This is a genomic window from Agriterribacter sp. (assembly GCF_035497235.1).
Lineage (GTDB): Bacteria > Bacteroidota > Bacteroidia > Chitinophagales > Chitinophagaceae > Agriterribacter.
Window position 1 is genome coordinate 34,557 of the sequence record NZ_DATJEB010000055.1, and the last position, 25,567, is coordinate 60,123.

Sequence of the window (25,567 nt, forward strand, 5' to 3'; positions counted from 1 at the left end):
CCTATTGAATATTTACGTTTAATCCTTTTACTGTGATTTTCCTTTTAATCATTTCTTGGTTTAGCTTGTTTGAAACAGAAGAACAAATAAAAGCCCTTTGATTGGAAGTATTTACAACCAATAATGGGCTATTGAAGCCACTGCCAATAGTAGAAACCAAAACAATATTTTCAGTGCATTGGTTCAAAATTTTACTCATTGAGCCTATATGCCTTTTCCCACTCAAAGATGTTGCAAATAAGTATGCGATGCCTTGGTCTAATCCAGCAAAGTCAACGAATGTTTCATCTTCAAGCAACTTGCTTATTTTAATTTTTTGCTGTGATATTTCTTCGGCAGGAAAATATGTTGATTGAATTTTCTCAAATATTTTTTGTAATTCTTTCTTCGAACCTTTTGATAATCGAGGAAAAAAATTTATCAGGCTGTTTTTCTGTTTAATTAATTCCTCAATTTCTTTTTTTGGGGCATGAGGACAATTTAAAACTGCACAAAAATGATGGTAATGGAAAAATATTTTATTTCTCACTTCGATAGGAAGTTCCAAAGAATTTTGGTCGCCATGAACTGTTATTGGGCTGGGCTTACGAAGTTTTCTTAAGTAACATGGAATTTGTTCTTCTTTCTTCTGTTTCTTTTCAATTGTAGTTACGTCAATTGATTTTGCCTGCAACGCAAATGAGTGTTGTGCTAAAAAAGATTTCACAAGAAACCTAATCTTAAATCCTTTCTTCCAGCCTTTATAGTCGGGGTCAGATGCTGCATGTTGATTTGGATGATTGTACAAAATTTGGTCAGTAATTGAGCCTAAATCAGTAAGCCATGAACACAATTGAACAACAAACTTGAAATTTTTTGTACTGCCGGGAATTTCAACTGATACAACAGGTGCTTCATCTGTAAAACGCCTGTGAGAAAGCGTAAGACTTGCTCTTGTATCAAAGATACCTGAAAGAAAACTTTCAACACTTATTCCTGCAAGTTTAGTTTTTGCAATTGATAAATCAACTGTTGATAATAGAAAACCACCAATTGGTAAATTTAGGTCTTGCAAATCTTTTACTAATGGTGAAATGTCCGCACCTGCAATTGGTGTAATTAGCCATCTGCTATTACCAATTTCGTAAGTAACATCGAAATTATAAGTAGTGCTAAAGCGTTGGCGGATATTGGTAAGAATATCAGTCGCAATAATATTCATTCGCATTGGGGCCATTCCCCACTTTTTAAAAGGAAGGTCAATAACAAAAGTATTTGTGTCAACTTTACCACCACCAACTAACAGTCCTAATAAATACGCTTTAATGTGATTGATATTACCCATTGTCTATGTGCCTGGTTAAGGCTTTTGCAATTACCCAACCAAATATAGGCGGAACTGCATTTCCAATTACTTTGTATGCGTTCGCCATAGTTTTGTAAGGGAAAGTGAAATCGTCAGGGAATGATTGTATTCTTGCAGCTTCACGAATTGTAAACCGCCTGTTTTCAAACGGGTGGGTAATGCCGCAATTTTCTGGTTGGGCAGAAGCTGTAATTGTTCCGTTAATTTCACCTAGAGCAAATCTTCTGTAAAAATTGGGGGCTCTGTATTTTTGTGGATTGTCCCAAATTTTTAAAAATCTTTCAGACATATCTTTTGGGTTCATGTTTTTCCATGACCTTCCGGTTGTAATTGTATTTGAAATTTTATGTAATGGAATTCTTTTTTTAAATTTTTGCAGTGCTTCTTTACCATCAAGGCAAGCACCGATTTTGTCAACCATATATTGTCCGCCTGGCGAATACTTCCAATAGTCTTTGTATTGTGGGGCATTTTTCGGTATATCACATAGGGCTGAACCTAAATACAAGTCATAAGGATTTTCCTTTTCATTCGGAAGGTTATATGCTGCAACGACTTGGTCTAAAAGAGAATAGTCAAAGTAACCAATGTCTTTACGGATCCCAACAATTATTAACCTTTGTCTGTTTGAAGGTACACCATAATCACATGTCTTGAATAATTTATAGTTCGTTTTAAAACCGAGCTTTTCTGTTCTTTTAACTATTTCATCAGGGATACTTGTTCCATTATCCATTTTTGAAGAAAGAATTCCCTTCACATTTTCAAATACAAATCCAATCGGTGGGTTTTTTCTTTTGAGAGCTTGCTTTAAAAGGTTTTCACATTCTTCAAATAAATTACCTCTTTCATCATTGATGCCTTTTCTTAAACCAGCATTTGAAAAAGGCTGACAAGGAAAGCCGGCAAGCAAAAAATCGAAATCAGGAATATTGTTTATATCGATGTTTTTTATGTCATCTTTTACCAAAGAATGTTTTCCGAAAAATGATTTGTTGGAATTATAAACTAATTCAGCGGCAGGGTCAATATCGTTTGCAAATTCAATTTTGAATTTATTTTTTCCAAAGTGTCTATCTCTAAAATTAAAGCCGCCTGTAAATCCTAAATCCAAACCGCCACAACCGCTAAAAAGTGATACAACTTTGTATGTCTTTTTTGCAGAAGCTGTTGCATTACTTTTTGTTGTTTTAAAATCAATCAGAATTTGCGGTTCTTCAACTACCGAAAATTCAGAATTTTCGTTATACGATTTATACATGAATTAGATTTTTAGCTTTCCTTGTTTTGTTGATTTTAATTGCAGGTATTTTACTTTTTCTTCGGCTAATTGAAATAATTCTGCCAAGTTATCCACTTTTTCATATATGAGGATTGCGATTTTTTCGCTGTAAAACTCTTTATCTAATTTTTTTCTGTCTAACTGAAAGACCTTTGCAAGTTTTGGTAGTGTTTCTTCCGGAACACTTCTTTTATTGTTCTCAATTTTTGATAAAGTTGACTGGTCAATATCGAGAGCTGCGGCAAGTTTTGTTAATGTCAAGCTATTGTCAACCCTAAGCTTATGAATGTACTCTCCAAATGTTTCTTTCATGGTCTTGAAATTTTAACCTTGACAATTTTGTCAAATTTAGCAGCCTTTTTTGAATTGCCAAAATTTTTAGCTAAAATATTTGACACTACTTCATTAGGTTGTTGATGATAATTGTCTTGTCCAGGTTTGCAATGAAGTTCATAAGAATTCCTTCCGCCGGGTGGTGGGTGTGAAGGCTTGCTTTGTGTCGGGGTTTTGCGTGCTTTGTCCCGCAAAAAGCGGGATGCTAAAATAGCGTGGGGTTGGATCGGCAAAGTCATGTTAGTTTGAATTTAAGTAGTATGCTGTTTAAGGTGACGTACAACACCCCGCCTTACGCAACTGAGTTTATTTTTGCACTAAGCCAAAAATCCCAAAAGTAGGATAAAACGGGTTAAGTGCCGGGCCTTATTGCGGTACAGATTGAAAGGGTTATCAAACCTAATTATTTATGTCTAAAGTTAAAAAAATAGGGCTGGAGTGGAACAATTAAGAATATTATTGCAACCGCCGGACGGTATTTTCCGGACAGAGTCCGGTAAAAACATAACAGGTACGAAGCCTGGAAACACCGTACAGCAGCCATGCAAAGGCCAACCACTACCGGCGATACCAATGTTAGCTGTTCGCTCTTCTCGTTCAGATTATGATTTATGCAATTTCAAATTCTTTGCAATCAATTCTTATGTCCTGTGTTAATAGTTTTAGGTCAAGCAGATTACAAAAATGGTGTTTGTTTTTAATGGAATAATGTTTACAGTTAAAACAAGTTCTCTGTACACTTATTACTTCCAGTTTATTTAAGCTTATGATAAGGCTTGAAATATTATCCCATAAAACTATTTTGTCAGAGTCTTTTGCTTTTGAAATAATTGTTGTCAGCGGGTTTGCAAAATTTTCTGTTTCCAAAACAATTTTCTTGCCTGCAGCAGTTAAATTTATAGTATAACTTCTGGCGTCAGATGTGTTTGTAACCTTTTGAATTAGTTGCTTTTGTTCCAGAGTTTTTATAGCGTCACTAATTGTTGGTTTTGTGAAATTAAACTCTTGTGCGAGGTAACTTACAGTAGTTTTGTCGGCCGAATGATGCCGGATGAAAATTAATAACTGAATTTGGAGTGGACTCAAACTATGTTCTTTGGCTTTCTCCCAAAGTAAGATTCTAAACACCTGTGATAAGCGTTCCAGCCCTGCAACTATTTTGTTATCAAGATTTTTATTTTGATTATCTAAATTAAATACCGACAAATTTATTTACAGTTTTCCATTTCCATTATGTAATAGCCTCTTTGTTCAATACTTAAGGCCATTTCATCAGTCGCTCTCTCAACATGGCAAAAGTTGCATTCTTTTGCTGTTAAAGATTGGGTTTCCTGATTTTTTGCCAGTAAGTATTCCTTACCAAAAGTATGAATTGTTTTTTCATCTTTTATGTGATCGGGCGTAATAATGTCAAAGTGCATTACAGTGCCGTCTTTTTTTGTAACATAAGTGTCCCAAACTGCTACTTGCATATTCCTGTATTGTTTTGAATGAAAGGAAAATAACAGCCAGTCTGTTCTACCAAACTGGCTGTAAAAAGATTTTTAAGCTTTTACATCCGCCATTGAAGCGCCAAAATTAATGTGAAGCACATTTCCATTTGGAGTTACCAAAGCCGGGACAGACTTTACACCTGCCTTTTCTGCCTCATTAATTCTTGATTTGTCATTTCCAAAATGAACTACCTCAACATTGTTTGCTCCTATAAGATTAACAATGTCATGTTCTGCGCTTACACATACAGGGCAACCTGCATGATAAAAAATTGATTTACTCATTTGTTTACTTTTAGTTGTTGCGGACATTATTGCCCCGGCAAATATAGTAAGGAATCCTAATTAAATATCATCATGCTACAGTAATTCTTTTTTGTCTAACAAAGTGGGGGTGAGAAAAGATTGATTTGGTTATTTACGTTCTTGAAAAATTAAATTGCAGCAGAATGGTATTAGGATGACCGCCAATGGGAAAGTATTGCTGCAGGCGGGATATTTTATAACGTCCAGCCCGGAATCTCAGCCGAGCCAGCAAGTATTCCAATAATTCCGTGATAAAGCCCTTCAAGATTATTTGGAAGAAAATACCTTGGAAGAAAATTCAAGGTAGACGTAAAAATGAAAGTAAGCACAATGAAGACAATACAGAATATTGAAGCCTTGAAGATATAATTGGTTTTGCTTTGAATTACAGTCTGCATATTTTGGTTAAGTCTGTTAAAATTACCGCTAACGTCCAGGGCTTTATGCAGACTGGGAATTAGAATTGTATCTGCCGAGGCCGCTGTTGATTGAAAATATTTTGATGAAGCTAATACTAATGCTGAATAAAGTTTGTGCAGCCCGAACCAATGCCCGGATTTGCAATTTGCTGAAGCTTAGTTTGTCAATCCCAACTTGCATAAACCTCATAGCAGCAGTTTTTATTTAAATTGCTCTATTACTTTCCTAAGTCCAAATTATACTTTAACACCAAAGATATACCCAACTAGTGCAGATAGCCCCATCGCAAGTGTACCCCAAATTGTAATACGTATAATAGCTTTTCTTACATTTGAGCCTCCTGTCTTTGCCGAAATGGTTCCTAAAATAATTAGAAAAACTATCGTGAAACCATATAGGCAGTACTCCATAACTTTTACTGGTGCAAAAAGCACAACCAAAAGGGGTAATATACCTCCAACTGTAAATGAAGCACCCGAAGCTATTGCTGCTTGTATTGGGTTCGCCTGGCTAATCTCGTTTATGCCTAATTCATCTCTAATATGTGTCGCCAAAGCATCTTTTTCTGTTAGTTCAATTGCCACTTGCAAGGCAGTTTCTTTTTTAAGTCCTCTTTTCTCATAGATTTGAGCTAAAATGTTCAACTCTTCTTCAGGCATTTCTTTAAGTTCCCGGCTTTCTCTTTCAATGTCTGCTTTTTCTGTGTCAGTTTGAGAACTTACAGAAACATATTCACCAGCAGCCATAGATAAAGCGCCCGCAACAAGCCCAGCTATTGTTGCCAAAACAATTGGCTCTCTTGTTGAACTTGCTGCAGCAATGCCTATTGCAAGACTTGAAACGGAAATAATTCCGTCATTTGCTCCCAAAACAGCAGCTCTTAACCAATTACTTCGGTGTATGTAATGATTATCTAAGTAGTTGTCAATTGTAATCACTTTCTTGTGTATGTTTGGTGTCTTAAAATTACGCCCAACGATAGCGGCTTGCTGCAGTACTGGCTTTCATAGCTTGTTGTGCTGAAACCGAAGCCCAATTTATAAATAAAAAGCTGAAGTTATAAACAAATGACAGAAGAATTCCGTTTGCCCGGGCCAATGCCTAACAAAGATAAAATGATGAAATTTTATTCGTCTGCCAGCATTGTAGCAAGACGCTTAGTTATTGGCTGTTGTTTTTAGTCTACAAATGTTTCTTTAATTACGCTTTTAACCTGGTCAGTTTCTTTGTCAGTTAAGGTTTCAAAACGTTTTACAATTCTTATTCTGTCAATCGTTCTTATTTGGTCAATTGCAATCCAGCCTTTGGTGACTTTATGTTTCACTTCCACTCTTGTTGGGTAAGGTTTTGAACTGCTTGTCATAGGTGCCACCACAATTGTTTGAAGATATTTGTTCATTTCATTTGGTGATAGTATGACACAAGATCTTGACTTTTTCATTTCACTGCCAATCGTAGGGTCAAGATTAACTAATACAATTTCATACTGATTTACTTGCTCCACTCTTCAAAAGTTTCGTCTTCAAAAATGTCATTCATCAGAAGTTGATCGTCTCCATTTTTGTACATTTTCTCAAATGCTTTTTCCCAATTTTTTCTTGGTTCAGGTTTAGGTTTCAAAATGATAAATTCTTTTTCAAGAATTATTTCAATTTTATCACTTATGTTATACTTTTCAAGAATAGTTTTAGAAAGTCTAATTCCTTTTGAGTTTCCAATATTTATAATCGACAATTCCATTTCTAAATTATTTTGTTATCACAAAGTAATTACATTTATTTGCCAAGCCCTAATTATTGAGTAAAACTTATTGTAAAATAACAGCCAGCTCATCGCTTTGCGCAGCTCCGTTTATTTTTAAATAATTTTAAATGTTTGCAAGCACTTATAATCGCCTCCAAGCGTTTACAAACGGCTAACAGCAATTATTCCGTTATTAACATTAGTTCGGATACTGCACCAGTCTGAAACCGCCGCTATCGTCTTTATAATCCTGCTTTACGCTATTGCGGGTAGAGGTGCGGCAATTGATGGCCTGTGTAAACCACGATCCGCCCCGCCGCACACGTGCCGCTCCCGATGCCGGGCCGGCAGGATTATTGCTTTCGCGAAGCTCATAATAGTTTTTATTATACCAGTCCTGGCACCACTCCCACATATTCCCCGTCATGTCGTATAAGCCCAGTTCGTTAGGCGCCTTTTCTCCTACCGGATGCGGATGCCTGCCGCTGTTGCCGGTATGCCAGGCTACAGCATCAATATTATCGCTGCCGCTATAACGGTAGCCCTTGGTTTTTAACCCTCCTTTAGCGGCATATTCCCACTCAGCTTCGGTGGGTAAGGCATATTTCTTACCGGTGAGTTTGTTTAAGATTTCAATAAATCGCTGCGCATCCTCCCAGCTTACCCTGTCTATGGGGCATTGATCGCAGCCCACAAATTCACTGGGGTTATTACCCATAATTGCCGTCCACTGGCGCTGGGTTACCGGGTATTTGCTGATGGCGAACCCGTCAACAATGACTTCATATTCCGGCTTTTCATCTGCTTCTCCCGAACGGTTGCCCATTATAAACCTGCCACCCGTTACCCATACCATGTTGCCGGATATGCTATCTAATAATTGCTGACTTACCGATGGCAGCTCGGTTTCAGTTTTTTTATCTTTCTTTTTCTTCTTTTTACCAGCGCCTTCCTGTGCCACTAATATATTTATAAAAGCAAAACTCACGGCTACTATTAAAGCATACCTTATCATTAATTTCATACAAAAGGGTTATACCTTCAAATATAGGGGAATTTTGGAATTTGAGGGAATACAGAAGAGGTAACAGGTGCCAGGTTGTGTAATTACTAATAACGGGCTGAGTACTCCTGCTTTTCTATACTGCCTCACCATTTTCTTCTCCTCTTTATCATTTTCTCTGTCAGCACCAAAAAAAATCCCGCCTCTTTGCAGAAGCGGGACCTGTTGTTTTATTTCCCTTAAGAAAAGGAGCTTTGTATTAATAGCCCATTCCGCCCATATCGGGTGCGCCATGGTTATGTCCTGCTGCTTCTTCTTTCTTAGGTTTGTCGGCAATCACACATTCTGTGGTGAGCAACATACCTGCAATAGAAGCCGCGTTTTCGAGTGCAATACGGGTAACTTTGGTAGGATCAATTACACCGGCTTTAAACAGGTTTTCATATACTTCTGTTCTTGCATTAAAGCCGAAATCGCCCTTGCCTTCTTTTACTTTTTGTACTACAATGCTGCCTTCAATACCGCTGTTGATAACGATCTGGCGAAGTGGTTCTTCGATAGCTCTTTTTACAATAGCAATTCCGGTCAGCTCATCTTCATTCAGTCCCCTGAATTTTTCTAAAGATTCGATAGCGCGGATATACGCAACGCCACCACCGGGAACGATACCTTCTTCAACCGCAGCACGGGTTGCATGTAATGCATCATCTACACGGTCTTTCTTTTCCTTCATTTCCATTTCAGTAGCAGCGCCAACCTGTAATACAGCCACACCACCGCTTAATTTAGCCAGGCGTTCCTGTAATTTTTCTTTATCATAATCAGAGGTCGTTACTTCAATCTGCGCTTTGATCTGGCTAACACGTCCGGCGATATCTGCTTTTTTACCTTTACCACCAACGATAGTCGTATTATCCTTATCAATAACCACTCTTTCAGCCCTGCCTAATGCAGTAAGATCAACAGCTTCGAGCTTATGACCCATTTCTTCACTTATTACAGTACCGGCAGTAAGAATACCGATATCTGTCAGCATTTCTTTTCTCCTGTCGCCAAAACCGGGCGCTTTAACGGCTGCTACTTTAAGCGTACCGCGTAATTTATTTACCACCAGGGTAGCCAGTGCTTCACCTTCCAGATCTTCGGAAATGATCAGCAAAGGAGCGCCCTGCTGTGCTACTTTTTCCAGAACCTGAAGAATATCCTTCATGGTGCTGATTTTTTTATCATAAATCAGGATATAAGGCTTTTCCAGCTCAGCCTGCATTTTTTCGCTGTTGGTAACGAAATAAGGAGAAACATAACCCCGGTCAAACTGCATACCTTCTACTACTTCTACAGTTGTTTCTGTACCGCGGGCTTCTTCAACGGTAATTACACCGTCTTTACCCACCCTGCCGAAAGCTTCGGCAATCAGCTTACCAATGTTTTCATCATTATTGGCAGAGATAGAAGCTACCTGCTGAATTTTTTTACTGTCGGAACCCACAACCTGCGACTGTCCGCGCAAGTGTTCCACTACTTTTTCAACCGCTTTGGTAATACCACGCTTTAAATCCATTGGATTAGCGCCGGCGGCTACGTTCTTTAAGCCTTCGCTGATAATAGACTGTGCCAGAACGGTGGCGGTTGTAGTACCATCGCCTGCAATATCGGCAGTTTTGCTGGCCACTTCTTTTACCATCTGGGCACCCATATTTTCTATAGGATCTTCCAGTTCAATTTCTTTAGCAACAGTAACGCCGTCTTTAGTTACAGCGGGAGCGCCAAATTTCTTTTCCAATACCACGTTACGTCCTTTGGGTCCGAGGGTAACCTTTACCGCGTTGGCAAGGATATCCACCCCTCTTTTCATTTTATTGCGGGCTTCTACTTCGAAGAATAATTGCTTTGCCATAATTATAACAATTTGAAAATTTGTGAAATGAAAATTTGTAAAATGAAAATTATCTCCTGTTCAGAGACAACCTGATTCCGTATACTTTAAACGATCGCTAAAATGTCGGATTCTCTCATAATAAGATAATCAGCACCTTCAATCGTAATTTCAGTACCAGCATACTTGCCGTATAAAACGGTATCACCGGATTTTACGCTTACCGGCTCATCTTTTTTGCCTGGTCCTGCTGCAACAACAGTTCCGCGCTGAGGTTTTTCCTTAGCGGTATCAGGAATAATAATGCCACCGGCAGTTTTTTCTTCGGCAGCAGCGGGCTTCACAATCACCCTGTCATGAAGTGGAGTTACATTGAACTTTTTAGACATAGTTAATAATTTTTTGTGTTGATTAAAGATTGGTTTAATAAATCTTTAAGGCTGCCAAAGGTCATCGAATAACATGCCAAAGCGTCAAGCCCGGAAAAAATTTCAGGTTTTGGGATTAATTACGGGTTAAATCAAAAAGTTGGCAGGGTTTGATACAAAACGGTATGTCAAATTTGCACAACGGAACAAAGTCTGTTTGAGATTTACGATTTGAAATTTGAAATTAAGACCCGAAGCCCAACCCCATAACCTGAAACCTGAGACCTGAAACCTGCCTCAAATTTCCTATCTTCGCCGCCCTATAATAAGCTCTTTAAGATGATTAGCAGAAGAAATATCCGGGTTAAAGTAATGCAAACGCTGTATACCATTGATACAGCCGAAGATCAGAAAGATAAGGCGAACAGGCTATTGGACAAACACCTGGAGCAAACGCGGCAATTATTTGTTTATATCCTGCATTTTATAATACAGGTGGCGCGCTATGCCGAGAAAGATTCCCATCACAGATCGTCCAAGCACCTGCCCACCGAGCAGGACCTTAATGTAAATATTAAAATAGCCGGCAATGAGTTCATATGGAAGATACAGGAAGACCTTTCTTACCGGAAAGCCTGCAGCGATATTAAACCACAGCAATGGGACAACGACAGCCTTATCCGGAAAACCTACCTGAAACTGGCTGAAACGCCTGTGTATAAGGAATATATTGCACTACAGGAACGTAATAAAAAATCGGAGAAAAACATCCTGGAATTTATTTTTACCGACCTCATGCTTGCCAGCGATGGCTTTACGTCAGAAATGGAGGATATTTTTATTCATTGGGATGACGATGCGGAAATGATGAGCCAGTTAATACTGAACTTCCTGCAAAAACCTGCACATTGTAACTTCCAGGACATGCTCGGCGCCGAAAAAAGAAAATTCGCCAATGACCTGCTGGATGCCGTAATCAATAAGGAAGCCTACTGTATGGAACTCATCAAACCCAAATTAAAAAACTGGGATGCCGAGCGAATAGCAGTACTGGATATGATTTTGATGCGGATGGGCATATGTGAATTCCTGTATTTTGAAACCATTCCAACCAAGGTTACCATTAACGAATACATTGATTTGGCCAAAGCCTACAGCACGCCCCAAAGCGGGCAGTTTGTGAACGGCATACTGGATAGCATCCATAAAGATTTGCTGGCGCAGGATAAATTACACAAAACAGCTTATAAAAAGCCCTGAAATTAGTGCCGGGAATGCAGCTATGATATACCTTCAAATACCTACATTTGCAGCTCCAAAGTATTTACGATGATGATAAAAAATCCTTTTTTACTCCTGGCTGTTTTGGGTATTGGATTTGCAGCCTGTCAGTCTTCGGAAAATAAACCGGCGGAAAGCAGTATTACCACCGCCCCGGTAAATGAGCCGGCGCCTGTTACCACTATTCAATGGCTGGATTCCGCGTTTAATAAAGGAACAATCACCGAAGGCGAAAAAATAGAGATCGTTTACCGCTTTAAAAATACAGGCGAAAAACCGCTGATCATAAAAGATGTACGCCCTTCCTGCGGTTGTACGGTAGCCGAAAAGCCCCTTGAACCTATTGCACCGGGCAAAGAAGGAAGCATTAAAGCGGTGTTCGACAGTCAAAACAAACCCGGACCTTCTCACAAAACCATCACCGTAATATCAAATACCCGGCCGGAGCACTATGCATTAACCTTTAATGTTATAGTAAATAAAAAAAGTTAGTCTTTAATATTTAAATTACACACATGAACAATTATTTCGTTTTATTGCAAAGTGGCGGAGGCAATGCACAGATGATGCAGATGATAATGCTTGTTGGTATTATTGCTGTATTTTACTTTTTTATGATTCGCCCCCAAACTAAAAAAGCAAAAGAAGCCAAGAACTTTCAAAGCAGCCTGCAAAAAGGTGATAAAATAGTAACCATAGCCGGCATACACGGTAAAATTGATAAAGTAGAAGATAATACTATTCAATTAGAAGTGAGCCCCGGAAGTTACCTGCGCATTGAAAAAAGCGCGGTGAGCATGGAATGGAGCAAACAACTGAACAGCGGAACTGCAGGCGACAAAAAATAAGCTGCTGTAAAACCTTAGTTTTATATCCGGAATCCAATATAAAATGGATTCCGGATTTTTATTTTACATTATCTCAATCAATACTTGTGCTGAAAGCAGGCTTAACAGGTGGTATCGGATCGGGCAAAACCCTGGTTGCCCGCGTTTTTGAACTATTGGGTATACCCGTTTACAATGCGGATACCGCCGCCAAAACCATGATGAATGAAGATGAAGGCCTTAAAGCATTAATGGTGGCACATTTTGGAGAAAGCGCTTACGTAAACGGCATACTCAACCGGGCGTATATTTCGTCTGTTGTTTTTGAAAACAATGAAAAGTTAGCCTTATTAAATTCACTGGTACACCCGGCTACAATACGGGCAGCCGAACAATGGATGCAACAACAAAATACGCCCTACGTAATTAAAGAAGCCGCCTTGATCTTTGAAAGCGGCTCACAGGAAGGGCTCGACCTGGTAATAGGTGTTTACGCTCCCCTGCATCTTCGTATCCACAGAACCATGCAACGCGATAATATAAACCGCGAAGCCGTTCTGAAGCGCATGAGCCACCAGGTGAATGAGGAACTGAAAATGAAGCTCTGCGACTTTGTATTATATAATGACGAACAACGATTGTTAATACCACAGGTCATTGCCTTGCATGAACAGTTGTTACTGTTAAGCAACAAAAGGTAATAATATACCGCATAACAGAACCTTTGTTGATCTGTTATTGGCAGCAGGAATCTTCTGCATTCGCCACAATGATTTTATTTCTCATTTTTCAGCAGTCCGCACTTTAGCTATTTTTTTTAAGCACTGAGATTGCATTTCACTTCGTGTCCCGGCTTCGGATTTAATTTATACGCAGCCCGCTATAATGGTTTACTTTGCTTATTCACTATTTTCATGTCGGGAAAAAGCGCTGCCGCCAGCATAAGCACAGATCCGATCAGCACAATATATAACCCATACTTCCTTTCCGGACAGGTACCCATTTCGCAGCGGGCATAGATCAGGAAATTACGCACCGCCCACGCCAGGCCCAGCGCGCAAAAAAACCAGTTTACTCTTTTTGCCCATATATAAGGCAGAAGGAATAAAATGCACGCCGGTACACAAAAAATAATATGCAGCTTGCCGGGCTTACCCAGGTTGGTACCCTGGCCATCCATTCCGGTAAGTATGGTTGATAAAGCCGCGATTTCAATCCAGGGCAAATAACAGGCAATGATTACCAGTATAGTGCAAGCCAATCCTATCCATTGAGAATATTTCATGTATACAACAGGTTAAGAAATACAACTACGATCAGGCTGCAAGTATACTATTTTTAAAAACACTTTCCACCTTTGCTGGCATGGTGAATCACTTCATCAAAAGATTAATGGGCCGGTATTGCGTAAATTTGTACAAATTATCACATGCTTTGTATTTACCACCATTCCACAGATCCCTATTTTAATATAGCCACAGACGAATATATTTTTAAACATATAGCGGAAGACTGCTTCATGCTTTGGCGCAATGACAATGCCATCATCGTAGGCAAGCATCAAAACACATTAGCGGAAATTAATTTCGATTATGTAAAGCAACACAACATCCGTGTGGTAAGACGGCTTTCAGGAGGCGGCGCCGTGTATCATGACCTGGGAAACTTAAATTTTTCTTTCACCAAAACAGGAAAGGATTCATCCCTGATGGATTTTGAAAAATATACCCGTCCCATTGTGGAAGTGTTGAGAAGCCTGGGGGCGAACGCGAGGTTTGAAGGCCGGAACGATATTACGATTGACGGTAAAAAAATTTCAGGAAACGCAGAGCATATTTATAAGAACAAAATACTGCATCACGGCACTTTATTGTTTTCTTCGGAAATGAAAAATGTAAGTGAGGCATTGCGGATAAACCCTCTAAAATACAGGGATAAGGCGGTGAAATCCATTCCCAAAAGGGTTACCAATATCGCGGAGCATCTTGCCACGCCATTGAGCATAGAAGCATTCACGCAAAAAATCATGGACCATATTATTGCCACCAATGCAGATTGTGTGCCCTATGCGTTTACTGCAGCAGACATCAGCGCTATTGAAAAGATAAGGGATAAAAAATATGCTACCAACGAATGGAATTACGGACAGTCGCCCCATTACAGCTTCAGAAAAGAAGTAAAAACCGATGGCGGCATGCTGGAAATGAACCTTGATGTTGAAAAAGGAGTTATTCAAAAAGTGAAGATATTCGGCGATTTTTTTAATGAGAAAGACATTACTGAAATTGAAAATGCATTGGAAAACAAAGCGCATAACGAGCCTGTGCTCCGCGATGTTTTAAACAACTTTACTATTGATGCCTACTTCAAGGGAATGACAGCGGATGACCTGGTGTCTGCTCTTTTTTAACTATGCTTCTTAATAACCTGAATCAGTCAGCTATACGAATCTCCGACTTCGGGAAAATGCGGTCTGACGCTCCTTCACCGCGTGCCGGCTGCATCCGGGAAAAGTCGTTTAATCTTTCATCAAATGTTTATCAAACCCTAATGCAACCAGCCTTTCATAAGCATCCCAGATTTCCGCAGGTATCTCCTGGTAAACCTGGAACCCTTTTGAGGGATAGTGCTGGATCCGTTGCAAATCGCCCGTCATAATATGAATTACCCGTTCCAACGGTATTTCATTTGTTGCGTATTCATCAAAGGTCAGTTGCGGAGAGGTGATCAATACATTTTTATTGGGCCAATGTTTTTTAAAAGTGGCGTAAGACCTTCTTTCCATATAGGGCTTTTGCACCACAATAAAACTATTGGGATCAAGCCCTTTTTCTTTCAGTAACTGCGCGGTAAATGAAATATTTTCCCCTGTATTGGTTGACTTGTTTTCCATAAGCAGGGCTGCAGCAGGTACGCCTTTTTGTATAGCAATGGCCGCAAACCGGTCGGCTTCCGGTTCCGTCCACATCCCCTGTGTAAAATTTCCCAGTCCGCCGGACATGATAACCAGCGGCGCCCATCCCTGCAAATACAATTCTGCTGCCCGGTCTGCTACCCGCAGGTCATGACTGCCCAGCGCCAGTATGCAATCAGACTTTGCAAGGGTATGGTTCATATGGTGATAGTTCCATAAACGGCGGGCAAGGAACAAAGCTTCTGCTGTAATCATACAGGTTGTATTTAAAACCAATAATAGCATGGTATGCTGACTGTCAAAAATATTGGCAATAAACGTCAAATAAAAACCGGACTGACCTATAATAGCCAAAAGTTACTTCTTTACTACTACTTCTGTCCTGTTCCGTCCCGTTTCACCCCTGTTTCAAATGCCAACCCACCGGTATAATACAGAACCCATGCACAGCACAAACAGGCTTAAAAATAATTTGATTTCATATAAATTCAAAAGCGTGCGTTTTTTTATTATATTGCCTGAATGTTTGCGTTAATCTTTTGAAAAAAATTCCATAACTCACTAAACCAAATATTAATGAACGAGAACATTAACAAAAGCGCTTTATTTAACGGGAGCTGCTTTGCACTGATCACTACCGCCTTTACTTTCAGCATCAGGGCGGGTATTTTACCACAACTTGGTACTGAATTTAATCTTACAGCTGAACAGCTTGGGTTTATTAACCTCATGTTTTTCCTGGGATTTCCTATTTCAATGATCCTCGGAGGATTGTTCTATCACACGTTCGGCGCAAGAAACATTATGAGAGTAGCTTTTATTACGCACACCCTGGGTATTATATTTACCATCTATTCCGGGGGGTATGCACTGTTGCTCATTTCAACGCTTTTCATTGGCTTTGGAAACGGTTGTACGGAAGCAGCCTGTAACCCAATGATTGCCGATATGTATTCGGGCAATAAAATGAGTAAGATGCTCAACAGGTTTCATATGTGGTTCCCGGGTGGTATTGTTCTCGGAAGTCTTATTTCCAAATTTATGACCGATGCAAATTTGGGCTGGCAGGCACAGATGTGGATTACCATGGTTCCTACCATTATTTACGCCATTCTTTTTTACGGGAAAACCTTTCCTAAATCAAAAATTGAAGGCGCTACCCATCTTGGTAAAAACTTTAGGGCTATGTTTACACCAACCTTTATTTTCCTGTTTGTATGTATGTCGCTTACGGCTATTTCTGAATTCGGTCCGCAGCAATGGGTAGGATTGATCATGAGTAAAAGCGGGGCAAGCCCAATGCTGATTCTCGCCTTAGTTACGGGATTAATGGCTGTTGGAAGATTCTTTGGAGGTCCGGTTACCCATGCTTTAGGCCAAACAGGTGTTTTACTGGGGGGGGCTATCTTCGCATTAATCGGAATATACATGTTCAGTACTGTTACTGGCTCTATGGCTTACGTAGCGGCTATATTTTTTGCGATAGGCGTTTGTTTCTTCTGGCCTACAATGGTAGGTGCAGTTGCACAACGTGTTCCGCTAAGCGGCGCGCTGGGCATGTCAATTATCGGCGGCGTAGGCATGTTTTCCACGGCAATATGGCAACCCATCATCGGTAACTGGATTGATCAGGATAAAGCTGCTGTAGCAACAACCGGCTTAACCGGTGACCAACTGGAGCTGATTGCAGGGCAGGCAACGCTGTCTAAAATGGTTGCTTTCCCGGCTATACTGATTGTACTGTTCATTATATTTTTCTTCTGGCAAAAAAAGGTAAGTCCCAATAGCGCTGCTGTGGCAGCAGCGGCTGCGCATTAAAGGGGTAAGTGGTGAGTAGGAAGAGTTGATTTTACCAAAAAAAAGCAATAGCCATACAAAAGTGGTTGTCTTAACAAAAAAGACAACCACTTTTTTTATGCGAACGTCAGAATAAGTGTGGGAGGAGAGAAGTGAAAGATGAGAGGAGAGTGATAAGTGGTAAGTACTAACCTGATAGACTGACCGCTGACAGCCGATAGCTTTAATGCAGCACCTTATATCCTATACCTTCAGCTAAGCCACAGAAGCTGTCACTACTGTTTGTTTCACAAAAACGGCCTTCTTTTTCTTTTTCCGTCCCAGCCAGATATAAAAACCCGTTACGGGTAAGCTGGCGGCAATAAGGCTTGCAAAAAAAGCCAGTATCTTTCCCGGAAGGCCCAATATAGCGCCTACATGCATATCGTAGTTCATACGTACAATTTTATCTGCCAGCGGCGCATCTTCAAACTTCCCGGCATAGCTGCCGGTAGCCGGTAATTCTTTGCCGGTATATTGATCGTAATGATAATAATCGGAATTGTAATAGGTGCCGGGTTTATGATTGATTGCTATTTCAACCGGGTCGGTTGGAATGCCGGCGAAATACACACCAATGCTTTCATTTTCTTTTAACCCTGCGCGGTGTTCCTGCCATAAATGATCGGCCATATTGGCAAACGATGCCGTTTTTGTGGTATCCGAAACCGGGTGTGTATGTTCAACCATTGTTTCACCGCCACTTGTAATCCAGTATAAGGATTTAGCGAACCATTGAAAACCGAATACCAATCCTGTAATTGCCAGGAAGATGGCTATCCAGGTCATGTAAAAACCCAGCACATTATGCAGATCGTAATTTTTACGCCGCCATCCTGCACTCCATTTAATGGTGAATCTTTGCTTTTTTGCCGCTTTGTTCTTTGGCCACCAAAGGATCAAACCACTGATCATCATCACCAAAAAAACAAGTGTGGCAGATGCTGCAATAGGCTGCCCGATATCATTTGGCAACCACAAATAATAATGACCATCCAATACAATACGGAAGAAATCCTTATTCATGTTTTTATGCTTCAGCACTTCCCCACTGTACGGATTCATGAAAAGAAGTTCATACTCTTTTTCATCATAATAGGACGCAACGGCTGCTTTGTCTTTACCCGGGTATTCAATGCCCAGCGCTTTTTTTGATGTTAAGTGTTTTTCCGCAATGGCTTTCAATTCCGATGGTGGTAAAACAGCTTTATTCTCCACTTTTACGTTCCGAAAAGATTCGGTCATGTTCCTGATCTCCAGTTCAAATACCAGTATACAACCGGTAATGCCCAGTATCAAAACAACCAGCCCGGAACTGAGTCCGAGCCAGAGGTGAATTTTTCGAGTAAGTTTCTTAAATGTCATGCCTTACAAACAATAGCATTGTGGAATTAAAATCTATACAATACGCTAAACCGCATGTTCGTTCCCGGCTCTGCCTGCCAGTAATAATAATCCTCGTACGGCGCGCCAGAATATAAATATTTGTTCAGAATATTATTCACCACCAGGTTAAAGCCTATCTTTTCTTTTTGGTAAGAAAGGCTTCCGTCTAAGCGAAAGTAATCGGGCAGGCTGTTTTTTGAATTATCAAAAACATACCAGGGAGAACGCTTTACCTGGTACTGGTAGCCCACTGAAATACCAAAGCCGGTTAATGCTCCCCTGTCCATCCTGTAGTTCAGCCACGCGTTCTGGATATGACGGCTGGAGCCGGCAACCTGTGTGCCGATAACTTCTTTATCGCTGTCTTTGGTCACTTTGGCATCCGTGTACGCATAGTTAATGATCACATCAAGCCCTCTTACGATCTGTCCTCTTATATCAACCTCCACTCCTTTCGTTTTTTGCTGACCCGATTGACGGGTATAATAACCACCTGCGGGATTTAGGTGATCAAAATCGGTAGTCTGCACATTATTCCGGGTGATCTGGTAAACCGAAACGGCGGAATTCCATTTGCCATTCACCCAGTCTTTTTTTATCCCCGCTTCAATATTTCCGCCTGTAATGGGATCAAAACTTTTTCCCTGCCAGTCGGACCCAAAATTTTCTAAAAAAGATTCATCCTTTACAAAATAAACGGCTGTATTCTTATCTATCGAATAGCTAAGGCCTAAACGCGGCGTAAACCGGCTGCTCTTAAAATCCCCGCTGTACACATCGCCGGTTTTAAGGGTAGTATAGCGGCCGGCTACAGTGAGGCGCAATGCATCGTCAAAAAAGCCCAGTTCATCCTGCACATACAAACCGGTATACCCATCGTAATACCGTACACCTCTTTCCCTGATGTTTTTGGTTCGGTCGAACACCGGCTGGGTGGCATTTCCATATGCAGGAGCGTAAATATTAAATTCACCTCCCAGTGCGCCACCCTGGTTCCAGTCGTGATAATATTCCTTATTGCTCATATCCAGCCCTGCCAGTATTTTGTGCGATACGGCGCCTGTCTGCACTTCACCATTAACAAACATCTGCCCTATTTTACTTGTGCCCAGCACATCCCATATAGACATACCCCGGTACAATATGCTATCATTCTGCGGATCAAAAGCTACCGGCCACTGCGGCCATAATGAAGCCCCCTGCTGCTGGTAATTAAAATAGGCAGCCTGCGCTGTCATTTTCCAGTTGTTGCTGAGCTTATGATCAAGGATCACGAGCAAACTTTTATCATTCATTTTAGTAGGAGCCAGATTGGCTTCGGCTGTAGTAAAATCTCGGGGAAGGTCTGCATACCCTTTTTTGGAAAATAAATAGTTGGATCCAATTACATTCACTTCAGAAAACTGGTGTGTATACTCTAAAGTAACAGATGTTTTATCGTCTATTAAATATTTCAGTACGGGCACAACAGAGTAACGGTTATTAAAATCGAACTGCCGGTGCGAGCCTTTTAACTGGCCCATTACATTGATGCGGTATAATAATTTTCCATCTTCCGAAAATTTCCCATCGAGATCAAGGTTGGCTCGATAAAGGTCAAAGCTGCCCATTGATATGCCCACTTCTCCTTTGTTACGGCCGCTGGGCTTTTTGGTTACCACGTTATAAAAGCCGCTGGGATCGCCATTGGCCAACATAAACCCCGCAGGACCTTTTACAAATTCAATTCTTTCCACCATGCTCATATCTTCCGTTAAAGGCCCCCATGCCGTAGATACATTCATCCCGTTTCTAAAAGCGCCCACATTGCTTCCCCGCATGGTTATCCGCGCGTAATTATCCCAGTGCTCCACCCTGCTGGCGCCGCTCACATTGCGGGTTACCCCTTCCAGCATATCAAATATCTGCTGGTTGCCGATCTGTTTGGCTGTTACTACCTGTATATTCTGCGGCACTTCTAAGATGGGGCTTTGCAGCCGCAGGGAGTTGGAGGTACGATTGGTTTTAAAGCTGTTCCTGTTGGCTATTACCACTACTTCATTCAGTTCCCTGTTTGATAATGTGAGCTGAAAAGATACGGTTGTGGCTTTCCCGTTCTCAACAGTTACTTCCTGCTCCGCATCTTTATACCCCACAAGGCTTACGGCAAGTGTATAACTGCCCGGCTGAATATTTTTAATTTCAAAATTGCCGCTATTATCAGCAACTGCATTCTTCACCGTATTTTTTAAAAGTATTGTTACACCTTCGGCCGGTTTATTATCGGCCGTGGTAACTTTCCCTTTGATAGAGCCGGTTGCAGGCTGTGCGGAAATACCTGTGAGCAATGCCAGCACCGCAACCATAAGCAAATTAATTTTCTTCATTTCGTTTTACGTTGGTTTGTTTAAGACAAAGCAAAAATATGTGCAGGGGAAAAAAATGCACTACTCAATTGGGAAATCGTGTTACGAAAAGAGGAATTTACAGACCCGGTAATAAAAGAGAATTGGCCGGTTATGGGAATGTGCGGAGGCGAGAAAGTGAGAAGTGAAAGATGAAAGTAAAAGGGAATTTTGTTTATCCTTTGCCTTCTCACTGCTCACAAAAAAATATAACATACCAAAACCTGCGGTCTGACCCTCCTTCCGTTGGGTACCGACCGCATGATATCTTATTTGTTTGTGACAACGGTTGCCCCGTTTTCAGTCCAGAACTTTTCCAGTATGACTTTAACTGATGCATCAATATTTTTTTCTTTTAGCATCCCCGGAGTATACTCCTTTGCCAGCACAAACAAGTGATCATGCAGCTCTTTGTCATCAACCGAATTCTTTAATGTAAGAGTAAAATAATTTAATGATAAAGCTGTAGGGCTGTCTGCATATTGTAACTCCAGAATCTATTCCGGTATCAGGAATACTATGCATCATTTAGTGCCGTAGAGACGATGCATGATCAGCCACGCTATCATTTTTATTCCTGGTTTACCGGCAAGCGCGACATTACTACTCTTTCCGCCAACTCTGTGCCGGTCTGCACAAGCGGGTTGAACAGTGTATTAACGCCGGCGGCTTTCAATATTACAGCCTGCGCTTCCGACTCCGTTACCGCGCTAACTGCCCCAATAAATCCTCTTTTACGAAGCGTTTCAATAACATTAAGTTTAGCCGCCTCTTCGCGTATAGCAACTACCACACCCTGTAATTCATCTATGTCTAAGTTTTCCCAGAGCGTTTTACTGCTGGCATCGCCGTACAGTATTCTCCGTTTGCCGGCGCGATGTTTTTCCAGCACACCCGGGTCCGTATCAAAGCCCACTACTTTTTTGCCACTTTTATACAGGTAGTCGTAGGCAGCGGTACCCATTCTGCCCATGCCCACTACAATGAAATTGGCAATGCCTATAGAATTAGGTTCTGCGTCACTGCGTGCTTTTTTTCTTTCAAACCGCTCTAAAAAATATTGCAGCCGGTTGTAAATAACAGTAGCCTTTTTGTTCATGGGCGCTCCCACCAGGAAAGATAAGGCCACCGTGGTGGCCAGCGTAAGGAGCAGCGATTCGGGCAGCAGGCCGGCACTGATGGCAACAGCACCTGTAATGAGTGCAAACTCACTGAAACTGGCCAACGATGTGGCCGTAAGAAAAGCAGTGCGTGCACGCAACCGGAAACCGGTGAGGATGCTGAAGAATATACCCACTCTTAACGGCAGGAACAGCACGAGCGCTGAAGCATATGCCAGGTCGCGCCAAACCGGGGTTCCGGTAAGTCCTATCTTCAGAAAGAACCCGATAAGGAAGGCCTCCCGAAGCCCCCACAATTTTTCGGTCATTTCATCCGATTTCTCTTCCCCCGCATGCAGCACGCCAAAACAAAAGGCGCCCAGCTCCGCACCCAGGTGCAGCCATTCAAACAGAAAGGATCCCGCCAGCGCCATGAATATCCCGTATAACATCAGCAGTTCGGCGTCTTTAATAGAACGAAGCAGCCAAACGGCAGCAGGTTTAAGCAAGGGCAATAGCAGTAATGCCAGTGCCCAGGGGGAGGGCGCCTTAAGTCCTGTAAAAGCGAGGATACCAATCAAAATAATATCTTCCATTACAAGAATACCGATGGCCAGCCTGCCATGGTAAGCATCCAGTTCTCCTTTATCTTCAAGTCCCTTGGCAGCAACAACGGTACTGGCTACCCCAAGAAGTATGGCCAGCAGGGCAGTTTGCGATATAGAGAACCCTGCTGAAATACCAATTACGAAGAATAAACCCGAAAGCACAAAAGCACTGATGCCGATCTGCAGCAACCCGGATACGGCCACTTCGGGTTGAAGAAAATTCTTTAGCCGGATCTTTAGTCCAAGTGTAAACAACAGGAGTATTACTCCTGTATGGGCCAACTGGTCTAAAACAGGCGAGCTGCTATAGCTAAAGGCCGATAGCAGGAATCCTCCCGCGAGGTATCCGAGCAATGGAGGAAGACCGAACTTTAAAAAAATAAAGCCAAGCGCAAATGCAACAGTGATAAAGAGAATTGCTTCCATAGTCATTCGTTTCCGGACCTGATCATAAGAAGATGACTGGCTGGCAAGCTCCCGCGTAAAGCTCAGCTTCTTATACCCCGGCAACATCGCGGTAATGCCACGAGCCCGAAATTAAATAATCTCAGCCATTCCGGAACACGCTATCATTTTCACCGTTAGCTTATCTCATAAGCCAATATCCTCAGTGCCGGGTTTCATGGCCGAACATATAATCCCTTTATAAAGACCCGGCACGACAATGGTTTGCAGTAAAAATATAACCGCGAAGGGAATACAAAATTTTTCCTGCATTTACCGTTTCAGCAACCAAACATCCGAAATGCGGGAGTGCAGCCGCCAGTTCAGGTCAGACTCTTCCGGCTCATCGAAAGTTACTGTTATTTTTCCATCACCGGTAAGCGATAAGGGAACGATCCATTCTTTAAAAGTATCCGCTTCTTTATTATATAGTGCAGGAGAAAGCCTTACCCCGTCAACACGAAGCAGCGCATCGCCATAACCACAAACGCGGATAATATACCGTGCACCCGGTTCCAGGTTACCGTAATCCAGCACGGGAGCGCCCTGGAATAATTGGGAAGAAAGGCGCTTGCGGCTGAAACCATTATCCCACCAGGCCACATCGGTAGCATCATAAGAAATTGTTTTTACCCGCGGACCTTTACTTACGCTGGAAATATCATCGTAATAGCTGCCATTGCCGGTATTTTCCCAGGTGGCAATGGTTTGCAGGGCAGTCATTTGTTCTTCCGGCGTTTTCATGAACCCTATTTTTTTAAACTCATCCGCCAGCCACCAGCGGTTATTTAACGGGTAATCTACGTGATCGAGCACTGCTCCCCTTTCATAATTTTTTGCTTTGTATTTAGGCACGCTGGTTTGTAATCCTACAGACACGAACAGATCGGCGCATAAATCTTCAATCCTTTTTCTAAGCCCAGGTGCAACCGGCCGGGTTTCTGCTTTATCTACAGTTGCCAGCGCCATATCCATCGTTTCTTTGATGTTTCCTGGTTTAACCGCGGCAAGCAACTGGTTGGCCTGCTGTTCTAAAGATTGTTCGTACAGCAGCCGGCGGCGGATATACGCATCGTAGTAAGCCCGCAGCAGCAACATCTGCCAGCGCCAGTTCTTTTTGAATTCAGGATGATCTGACTCCAGCTTTTCCCAGAATGAGAAAGTAGCTTCTACCCCGCCGTTTTCGGCCAAAGCACCTTTCCAGTTACTTTCCAGCGCGGCAATACCATCAGCCGCCGGCGCTTCAACATTTCCGCTAAAGAAAAATTTACCGTATTGTTTCAAAATTTCATTTACATCTATTTGCGGATCCCAGCCCCGCATGCTCCAGATCACTTTATTAACATCATCATGACAACCATCCGAATAGGAAACGAACCCATCGGTAAAAGGCGCGTAGGTTTGATGGATCTTCGCGAACGCATGGGGCCGCGGGTTTACCGATTCGCGGCCTAAGGTTAACGCATAGGCCTGGTCGAACCGTTCAACAGGAAATTCGCAGCGTACAGAATGCGTAATATCGGGATACTGCCTGTGCTGGTATTGTTTGGGCAGCCGGTAACGGGTTTCGGCTATGGGCGGACTACCCGGCCCGGATACCACACCCTGCAGCCAGGTGGGTTTTTCCCGGTCAAGATAACGGTAAAAATAATCAACCTGTTCTACACTAAACCCCTGCAGCGAAATCCATATTTTAGCGTTAGGATGGTATTTGATCAGCCTCGTATGTAAATCTTTGAGAAAAGGTATTACTTCGGACGGATGATTATCGCCGGGGTCGCCTCCGGGGAAAAAGATATGATCAAGCCTCGGGCACTGGCGGTAAAAATTTTCATGTATGTCCAGTTCAGCTTTTCGTTTTGCCGTATCCGTGAGGTCGAAGGTAGCCGGCGTCCATACCCAATAGTCCATATCGTATTTCCGGCATATTTCACTGAGCCGGATATTCATTTCGGCGGCCGGTATAGTAAAAAGCGGACTGGGCGTTTCCTCTTCATGAAAAGGAATGCCTTCAACCGCGTTGGTTCCAAAAATGGCCAGCTCGCGGATGTACTGGTCATATTGCGCTACCGTCCATGCATCGTAAGAATTAGCGGTGGTACGGTACCCCAACTGGTGGCCGCGAATGGGATATGCGGGGAAAGAAGCGATAGCTGTTGTGTCATTAAGCTGTAATTTGTTAGGCCCCATATCAAGGTTCCGCAACAACCATCCCGCCCCAAACAATATACCCCGGTCATCGGCGCCAATGATCCATACTACGGCCCCATTGGCAGTAACGCTGCTCACTATGCGAAATCCTTCCTTTTTAAATTCTGCTCCGTTCTTATCCTGCCGCAGGGGAATGGCAGCGCCCATCAATTGCTCATCGGCCGATAACACCAGGGCAATAGCAGGCGTTCCCTTTTTGGGCCAGGTGGCGGTATTTTTAAGCATAATGCCGGTGCGTTTGGCAATTTCTTCCGAAAGCACCTGCGAAACCGTTGTTCGCATGCCAGGCGAAACGGATGGGGATGTTAGGATAACCGCCTTTTTTAACTGCACGGGTTGGGCAGTTGTTTTTGAATTCAATATAATAAATATTATTGTTAAAAACAGTGAGAAAAAATATTCACGTT

Annotated in this window: 25 protein-coding genes; 6 read left to right on the plus strand and 19 right to left on the minus strand. The window is 41.9% G+C overall.

From position 1 onward, the window contains the following. Window position 1 precedes the first annotated feature (1 nt). From VL121_RS20535 to VL121_RS20595, 13 genes are all read right to left on the minus strand, one after another. Entirely contained in the window at window positions 2-1,324 is a 1,323-nt protein-coding gene (locus VL121_RS20535; RefSeq protein ID WP_325408490.1) for a hypothetical protein, read from the minus strand. Further along, the gene (locus tag VL121_RS20540; RefSeq protein ID WP_325408491.1) at window positions 1,317-2,606 is read right to left on the minus strand and encodes a DNA cytosine methyltransferase; all 1,290 of its coding nucleotides are present in this window, start codon (window positions 2,604-2,606) and stop codon (window positions 1,317-1,319) included. The genes VL121_RS20535 and VL121_RS20540 overlap by 8 nt, the downstream gene beginning before the upstream one ends. A 3-nt stretch (window positions 2,607-2,609) precedes the next feature. Then, window positions 2,610-2,939 carry a helix-turn-helix domain-containing protein gene (locus tag VL121_RS20545; RefSeq protein WP_325408492.1) on the minus strand — a complete coding sequence of 110 codons (330 nt, stop codon included), beginning with the start codon at window positions 2,937-2,939 and terminating at the stop codon, window positions 2,610-2,612. Further along, window positions 2,936-3,199 (minus strand): hypothetical protein, encoded by a 264-nt coding sequence (locus VL121_RS20550; protein WP_325408493.1) that lies wholly within the window; start codon window positions 3,197-3,199, stop codon window positions 2,936-2,938. Before VL121_RS20550 ends, VL121_RS20545 begins: the two co-directional genes overlap by 4 nt. Window positions 3,200-3,569: 370 nt before the next feature. After that, entirely contained in the window at window positions 3,570-4,166 is a 597-nt protein-coding gene (locus tag VL121_RS20555) for a MarR family winged helix-turn-helix transcriptional regulator (protein ID WP_325408494.1), read from the minus strand. A gap of 2 nt (window positions 4,167-4,168) precedes the next feature. Further along, a complete protein-coding gene (locus VL121_RS20560) occupies window positions 4,169-4,432 on the minus strand; it encodes a DUF2024 family protein (RefSeq protein WP_325408495.1) in 264 nt (87 codons plus the stop codon). 72 nt (window positions 4,433-4,504) lie between these two features. After that, on the minus strand, window positions 4,505-4,738 hold the full coding sequence (locus VL121_RS20565) for a thioredoxin domain-containing protein (protein ID WP_325408496.1): 234 nt from the start codon (window positions 4,736-4,738) through the stop codon (window positions 4,505-4,507). 677 nt (window positions 4,739-5,415) lie between these two features. Beyond that, window positions 5,416-6,117: a VIT1/CCC1 transporter family protein gene (locus VL121_RS20570; protein WP_325408497.1), complete on the minus strand. Its 702-nt coding sequence runs from the start codon at window positions 6,115-6,117 to the stop codon at window positions 5,416-5,418. A gap of 239 nt (window positions 6,118-6,356) precedes the next feature. Next, the gene (locus VL121_RS20575; RefSeq protein WP_325408498.1) at window positions 6,357-6,683 is read right to left on the minus strand and encodes a type II toxin-antitoxin system PemK/MazF family toxin; all 327 of its coding nucleotides are present in this window, start codon (window positions 6,681-6,683) and stop codon (window positions 6,357-6,359) included. Then, a complete protein-coding gene (locus tag VL121_RS20580) occupies window positions 6,671-6,919 on the minus strand; it encodes an AbrB/MazE/SpoVT family DNA-binding domain-containing protein (protein WP_325408499.1) in 249 nt (82 codons plus the stop codon). Before VL121_RS20580 ends, VL121_RS20575 begins: the two co-directional genes overlap by 13 nt. A 202-nt stretch (window positions 6,920-7,121) precedes the next feature. Beyond that, window positions 7,122-7,946 carry a formylglycine-generating enzyme family protein gene (locus VL121_RS20585; RefSeq protein WP_325408500.1) on the minus strand — a complete coding sequence of 275 codons (825 nt, stop codon included), beginning with the start codon at window positions 7,944-7,946 and terminating at the stop codon, window positions 7,122-7,124. Between the two features lie 238 nt (window positions 7,947-8,184). Next, window positions 8,185-9,822, minus strand: a complete 1,638-nt coding sequence (gene groL / locus VL121_RS20590; protein WP_325408501.1) for a chaperonin GroEL — start codon at window positions 9,820-9,822, stop codon at window positions 8,185-8,187. A gap of 86 nt (window positions 9,823-9,908) precedes the next feature. Next, window positions 9,909-10,190 carry a co-chaperone GroES gene (locus tag VL121_RS20595; protein ID WP_152266749.1) on the minus strand — a complete coding sequence of 94 codons (282 nt, stop codon included), beginning with the start codon at window positions 10,188-10,190 and terminating at the stop codon, window positions 9,909-9,911. A gap of 318 nt (window positions 10,191-10,508) precedes the next feature. Between VL121_RS20595 and nusB the strand changes: the two genes are divergently transcribed. The 4 genes from nusB (at window position 10,509) to coaE (ending at window position 12,978) form a co-directional block, all read left to right on the plus strand. Beyond that, the gene (gene nusB / locus VL121_RS20600; RefSeq protein ID WP_325408502.1) at window positions 10,509-11,429 is read left to right on the plus strand and encodes a transcription antitermination factor NusB; all 921 of its coding nucleotides are present in this window, start codon (window positions 10,509-10,511) and stop codon (window positions 11,427-11,429) included. Between the two features lie 69 nt (window positions 11,430-11,498). Then, window positions 11,499-11,942 (plus strand): DUF1573 domain-containing protein, encoded by a 444-nt coding sequence (locus tag VL121_RS20605; protein ID WP_325408503.1) that lies wholly within the window; start codon window positions 11,499-11,501, stop codon window positions 11,940-11,942. A gap of 23 nt (window positions 11,943-11,965) precedes the next feature. Beyond that, a complete protein-coding gene (gene yajC / locus VL121_RS20610; RefSeq protein ID WP_325408504.1) occupies window positions 11,966-12,298 on the plus strand; it encodes a preprotein translocase subunit YajC in 333 nt (110 codons plus the stop codon). 86 nt (window positions 12,299-12,384) lie between these two features. Continuing rightward, a complete protein-coding gene (gene coaE / locus VL121_RS20615; protein ID WP_325408505.1) occupies window positions 12,385-12,978 on the plus strand; it encodes a dephospho-CoA kinase in 594 nt (197 codons plus the stop codon). Window positions 12,979-13,157: 179 nt separating this feature from the next. Here coaE and VL121_RS20620 read toward each other — a convergent pair whose 3' ends face one another. Then, complete coding sequence (locus tag VL121_RS20620) at window positions 13,158-13,562, minus strand: hypothetical protein (protein WP_325408506.1); 405 nt, start codon at window positions 13,560-13,562, stop codon at window positions 13,158-13,160. A 144-nt stretch (window positions 13,563-13,706) separates the two neighbouring features. On the opposite strand from VL121_RS20620, the gene VL121_RS20625 reads away from it, so the two are divergent. Next, window positions 13,707-14,687 (plus strand): lipoate--protein ligase, encoded by a 981-nt coding sequence (locus tag VL121_RS20625; protein ID WP_325408507.1) that lies wholly within the window; start codon window positions 13,707-13,709, stop codon window positions 14,685-14,687. Window positions 14,688-14,795: 108 nt separating this feature from the next. Here the strand turns inward: VL121_RS20625 and VL121_RS20630 are convergent, their stop codons facing one another. Next, a complete protein-coding gene (locus tag VL121_RS20630; protein ID WP_325408508.1) occupies window positions 14,796-15,446 on the minus strand; it encodes a YdcF family protein in 651 nt (216 codons plus the stop codon). Between the two features lie 321 nt (window positions 15,447-15,767). On the opposite strand from VL121_RS20630, the gene VL121_RS20635 reads away from it, so the two are divergent. Beyond that, window positions 15,768-17,009 (plus strand): MFS transporter, encoded by a 1,242-nt coding sequence (locus VL121_RS20635; RefSeq protein ID WP_325408509.1) that lies wholly within the window; start codon window positions 15,768-15,770, stop codon window positions 17,007-17,009. Window positions 17,010-17,243: 234 nt separating this feature from the next. On the opposite strand, the gene VL121_RS20640 is transcribed toward VL121_RS20635, so the two are convergent. The 4 genes from VL121_RS20640 to VL121_RS20655 all read right to left on the minus strand — a co-directional run. Then, window positions 17,244-18,392: a PepSY-associated TM helix domain-containing protein gene (locus VL121_RS20640; RefSeq protein ID WP_325408510.1), complete on the minus strand. Its 1,149-nt coding sequence runs from the start codon at window positions 18,390-18,392 to the stop codon at window positions 17,244-17,246. 26 nt (window positions 18,393-18,418) lie between these two features. Next, window positions 18,419-20,779 (minus strand): TonB-dependent receptor, encoded by a 2,361-nt coding sequence (locus VL121_RS20645; protein WP_325408511.1) that lies wholly within the window; start codon window positions 20,777-20,779, stop codon window positions 18,419-18,421. Between the two features lie 589 nt (window positions 20,780-21,368). Then, window positions 21,369-22,931 (minus strand): cation:proton antiporter family protein, encoded by a 1,563-nt coding sequence (locus VL121_RS20650; RefSeq protein WP_325408512.1) that lies wholly within the window; start codon window positions 22,929-22,931, stop codon window positions 21,369-21,371. A gap of 291 nt (window positions 22,932-23,222) precedes the next feature. Continuing rightward, a partial coding sequence (locus VL121_RS20655) for a hypothetical protein (protein WP_325408513.1) occupies window positions 23,223-25,567 on the minus strand: 2,345 nt, incomplete at its 5' end.